General features: G+C 56.8%; 3 protein-coding genes. All 3 read left to right on the top strand.

What is annotated here, in order from left to right; translation table 11 throughout:
• The first annotated feature begins 79 nt into the window (after positions 1–79).
• Genes WMK75_RS18315 through WMK75_RS18305 form a run of 3 tightly spaced genes read left to right on the top strand, consistent with a single transcriptional unit; the run spans position 80 to position 4,714 of the window.
• Positions 80–2,494: a type I restriction endonuclease subunit R gene (locus WMK75_RS18315; RefSeq protein WP_347269019.1), complete on the top strand. Its 2,415-nt coding sequence runs from the start codon at positions 80–82 to the stop codon at positions 2,492–2,494.
• Positions 2,495–2,503: 9 nt separating this feature from the next.
• Entirely contained in the window at positions 2,504–3,442 is a 939-nt protein-coding gene (locus tag WMK75_RS18310; RefSeq protein ID WP_347269018.1) for a restriction endonuclease, read from the top strand.
• Positions 3,443–3,457: 15 nt separating this feature from the next.
• Entirely contained in the window at positions 3,458–4,714 is a 1,257-nt protein-coding gene (locus WMK75_RS18305) for a DUF3644 domain-containing protein (protein ID WP_347269017.1), read from the top strand.
• Positions 4,715–4,913 lie beyond the last annotated feature (199 nt).

The raw sequence follows: 4,913 nt of genomic DNA, 5'->3' as shown, positions 1-4,913 counted from the left end.
GAAATCGTCATCGTCCTTGCTCCTCTCAGGAAGCATGGACCGGATCAGCGATACACAGAAGACCTGACACTCTCAGTATGTGCAACTGTTCGTCATCAGCAACGGCACGCTGACCAAATATTACAGCAACACCGTGCGCGAGGGGCACCTGTCCGAACTCTCGCCAGTCAAACGGGGCCGCAGGAAATCCTCCAACAGCTTTGCCTTCACCAGTTGGTGGGCCGACGCAACGAACCAGCCGATTACCGAACTGGCGGATTTCACCAGGACCTTCTTCGCCAAGCACACACTGCTGAATATCCTCACCCGCTATTGTGTGTTCGATGTAGATCGCAAGCTGCTGGTGATGCGGCCCTACCAGATCGTAGCGGCGGAGCGCATCCTGCAACGCATCGCCACTGCCACCAATCACCGGCAACTGGGCACTGTCGCGGCGGGCGGCTACATCTGGCACACCACGGGCAGCGGCAAGACGCTGACCAGCTTCAAGGCCGCGCAACTGGCGCGGGCGCTGCCGGAAATCGACAAGGTGCTGTTCGTCGTGGATCGCAAGGATCTGGATTACCAGACCATGCGCGAATACGAGCGCTTCGAGAAGGGGGCGGCCAATTCCAATACCTCGACGGCGGTGCTGCAACGGCAGTTGGAAGACCCGAACGCGCGGATCATCATCACGACGATCCAGAAGCTGAGCCGCTTCGTTGCCAGGAACAAGAAGCACCCGGTCTATGATGCGCATGTCGTGGTGATCTTCGACGAATGCCACCGCAGCCAGTTCGGTGACATGCACACGGAGATCACCCGTTCCTTCAAGCGCTACCATCTGTTCGGCTTCACCGGCACACCGATCTTTGCCGATAACGCGAGCACGGGCGGCAACCCGCGCCTGCGCACTACGGAACAGGCATTCGGCGACAAGCTGCACACCTACACCATTGTCGATGCCATCAACGACAAGAATGTGCTGCCGTTCCGCATCGACTACATCAACACGATCAGAACCGCGCCGAATGTTCGGGACAAGCAGGTGTCGGCCATTGACACGGAACGGGCATTGCTCGCGCCGGAGCGCGTCTCCCAAATCGTCGGCTACATCCGCGAGCACTTCGATCAGAAGACCAAGCGCAGCGCCAGTTACCGGCACGGAAGCAAACGCCTCAAGGGCTTCAATTCATTGTTCGCCGCGGCGTCCATCGACGCCGCCAAACGCTATTACACGGAGTTCGCCAACCAGCAGAGGGATGTTCCGCCCGCGCAGCGGCTGAAGATCGGCCTGATCTACAGCTTTGCCGCTAACGAGGAGGAACCGGACGGATTGCTGGGAGAAGAGGAGTTCGAGACCGACGGGCTGGATCAGGGGTCACGCGACTTTCTGGAAGCGGCCATCCGTGACTACAATACCCAGTTCGGCACCAGTTATGACACCTCTGCCGACAAGTTCCAGAACTACTACAAGGACCTGTCGCAGCGCCTGAAGAACCGTGAGCTTGATCTTGTGATCGTGGTCAACATGTTCCTGACAGGCTTCGATGCCACCACGCTGAACACGCTGTGGGTGGATAAGAACCTGCGCTCGCACGGCCTGATCCAAGCATATTCGCGCACCAATCGTATTCTCAATTCGGTCAAGACTTACGGCAACATCGTTTCCTTCCGCGATCTCGAACAGGCGACCAACGACGCGCTGGCGCTGTTCGGGAACAAGGACGCCAAGGGCATCGTGTTGCTCAAGCCTTATGCCGATTACTACGCGGAATATGAAAAGAAGGTCGCGGAGTTGGTGGCGCTGTTCCCGCTTGGCAAAGCGATTATCGGCGAAGCCGCACAGAAGGCATTCATCAAACTGTTCGGCTCGATCCTGCGGCTGAGGAATATCCTTACCGCCTTCGACGACTTCGCCGGCAACGAAATCCTCAGTGATCGCGATTTTCAGGACTACCAGAGCCTCTATCTGAACCTGTATGCCGCGTTCCGCAGCGTATCCGAGGCCGAGAAGGAAACGATCAACGACGACGTGGTGTTCGAGATCGAGCTGATCAAGCAGGTCGAGATCAACGTCGATTACATCCTGATGCTAGTCGAGCGGTATATCCACGCTAAAGGCACCGGCGAAGACAAGGAGATTCGCTCGACCATCGAACGCGCGGTTAATTCCAGCCCATCCCTGCGCAACAAGAAGGACCTGATCGAACAGTTCGTGGATTCCGTTTCCGCGAAGGCGAAGGTGGACGCGCAATGGCAGGCATTCATGGCGGCGAAAAAAGCCGAGGAACTGGAACGGATTATAGCCGATGAGGGCCTCAACGGCGACGAAACGAAGGCGTTCGTGGACAACGCCTTCCGCGACGGCGCGATCCCTACGACTGGCACCGCGATCACGAGGATTCTACCGCCGGTCTCACGATTCTCGAAAAACAACAACCATTCTGAGAAGAAACGGACAGTGCTGGATAAGCTTGCGGCGTTCTTCGAGCGGTATTTCGGTCTTACATGAGGCGAGAAGATGAACGAACCTGATCCTGCCTCTCAGATTCCCGACTACCAGAGCTTAATGCTGCCGGTACTACGCACCGCTGAACATGGGGAGGTGCGGGTCGGCAATGTTATCGAGAAGCTCGCGGATGTTCTTGGTCTGGACGAAGCTGCGCGCAGCGCGTTACTGGCTTCGGGCCGTCAAACCATCTTCGCTAACCGTGTGCACTGGGCAAAGACCTATCTAGCGAAGGCCGGATTGGTAGAAGCCACGCGACGTGGCCACTTCCGCATTACAGCGCGCGGTGCAGAGGTGGTCAGCGCAGCACCTGACCGGATCGATAATCGTTTTCTGGCCCGCTTCGAGGAGTTCCGCACCTTTACCGACCGGGGAGCACCACGTTCCAAGGAAGAAACTGATCTGATTGAGGTGGTTACTGATACGACCGAAGCGACGCCCGACGAAATCATGCGCGCTGCACACCGGAGGATCGAGGCCGCGCTGGCCGAAGATTTGTTAGACCGTGTGCGGGCAGCGCCACCGGATTTCTTCGAGCGGCTGATTGTCGATCTTCTTCTTTCCATGGGGTATGGCGGATCGGCTGTGGAAGCGGGGCGTGCGCTTGGACGTACCGGGGATGATGGTGTTGATGGGGTGATCGACCAAGACGAACTGGGGCTTGATCGGGTTTACATCCAAGCCAAACGCTATGCAGCGAGCAACAGCGTCGGCTCGGGCGCGATCCGCGACTTCTTCGGTAGCCTTGACCGGCATAAGGCGGCCAAGGGTCTATTCGTCACAACATCATTCTTCACGGCCAGCGCCCGCGACACCGCCGAGTATTTGAGCAAGCGCATTGTGCTTATCGACGGTGAGAAATTGGCCCGTTTGATGATCCGACACAATGTCGGGTGCCGGGTCGAGGAAGTTTTAAACATTAAAAGGATCGACGAGGACTTCTTCGAATAGGGAAGTTCATGACTCGTGACGATCGAACAGGGGGGATGGGCCGTGCCAGTGCGCAAACGAGGCAATAAGCTCGAACGCTGGGAAATAGCGCTCATCAAGGCGATGATCGCCGATGGGCGGTGGCCGAACGACCAAGACATCCTTGCTTATTTCACGCGCCCTACGCGCTCGATCAATCACCGCGCCATTGCCGAAATCCGCACCGGCAAGAAGCACGCATCCGTCAAAGCCGTCGCGGCTGATGATCTCGAAGGCTTTCTCTCGTCGTGGCCGGAGATCGACGCAGAAACAGGATTGTCGCTGCGTGGCGACGAGTTGCTCATCAAGGCGCGTGAAGCAATGGTCGCAGCAGTCCACACTTTTAACAGCGCGGGCCTCACCTTTCGGGCCGAACTATTCATCGTAACTGCGGTCATCGCCTGGACCTATTTGCTGCACGCTTGGTTCAAACGTGAGGGCATCGACTATCGCCATACGACGAACAAGAATGGGCAGAAGGTCGTTTCCAAGACGCCAAGTGGGGCGGATAAATTCTGGGAATTAGGCCAATGCTTGAAGGAACCGCGCTGTCCAGTTGAACAGGGCGCGAAAGATAATCTGACATTCCTTCTCGAATTGCGGCACGAGATTGAGCATCGCTCAACCAATCGCATTGACGATGCTGTCAGCGCAAAACTCCAAGCCTGCTGCATCAATTTCAACGATGCGATCAAGAAACTGTTCGGTGCTCAATACGCACTCGAACGTCGCCTGCCAATCGCCCTGCAATTCGTAACCTTCAGTCCAGATCAACGGGCGATCCTAAAGAAAGCAAATGGCCTCCCTCGTAACGTTGAAATCATGATGGACGGGTTCGAGGGCCGTCTGACACCAGAGCAACAGGTCGATCCGCGCTACGCCTTCCGTGTCTTTATGGTAGGCAGGACAGCCAACCGCGCCCCAAGCGCCGATCTGGCCGTCGAGATCGTACCGCCTGGCTCGGAGGTGGCGGAGAAATTCAACATCGCCCTCAAAGAGGTCGAGAAGAAGAAATATCTGCCGAGTGAGATCGTGAACCAGATGAAGGCCGAGGGGTGGGATAGATTTACAATGGATAGCCATACGAAGCTCTGGAAGCGGCTCGACGCCAAGAACTCGGCAAAGGGCTATGGCACCGTCGCGGTCGGCAAAACCTGGTGTTGGTATGAGACTTGGCTGAACCGGGTTCGCGAAGAGTGTGAGCAGCATCCGCAGCGTTACCGATCTACGGTCGCACCACCTCTGCCGAATTAGGGTAAGAGGCTAGGTGGGATGGCGAATCTGAACTGTAAGTCACGAGTGAACGGTAAAAAACCCAGCGCTTTCGCGTTCGGGGCTTTGCGTAGTCCGCCAGTCTCGGTGCAAGCTGTTGTTACACTTCGATTTCTAGCGAGTTATGACAGAAGTGGTTGCGGGGGCAGGATTTGAACCTGCGGCCTTCAGGTTATGAGCC

The sequence above is a fragment of the Paracoccus sp. (in: a-proteobacteria) genome, assembly GCF_039808215.1.
GTDB lineage: Bacteria > Pseudomonadota > Alphaproteobacteria > Rhodobacterales > Rhodobacteraceae > Paracoccus.
Note: the sequence above shows the minus strand (reverse complement) of the source record. Positions and strands in the feature narration are given on the sequence as shown.

What these genes read in the sequence shown, in the direction of transcription:
- WMK75_RS18310 (WP_347269018.1), top strand. Translation starts at nt 2,504, where the DNA reads ATGAACGAACCTGATCCTGCCTCTCAGATTCCCGACTACCAGAGCTTA.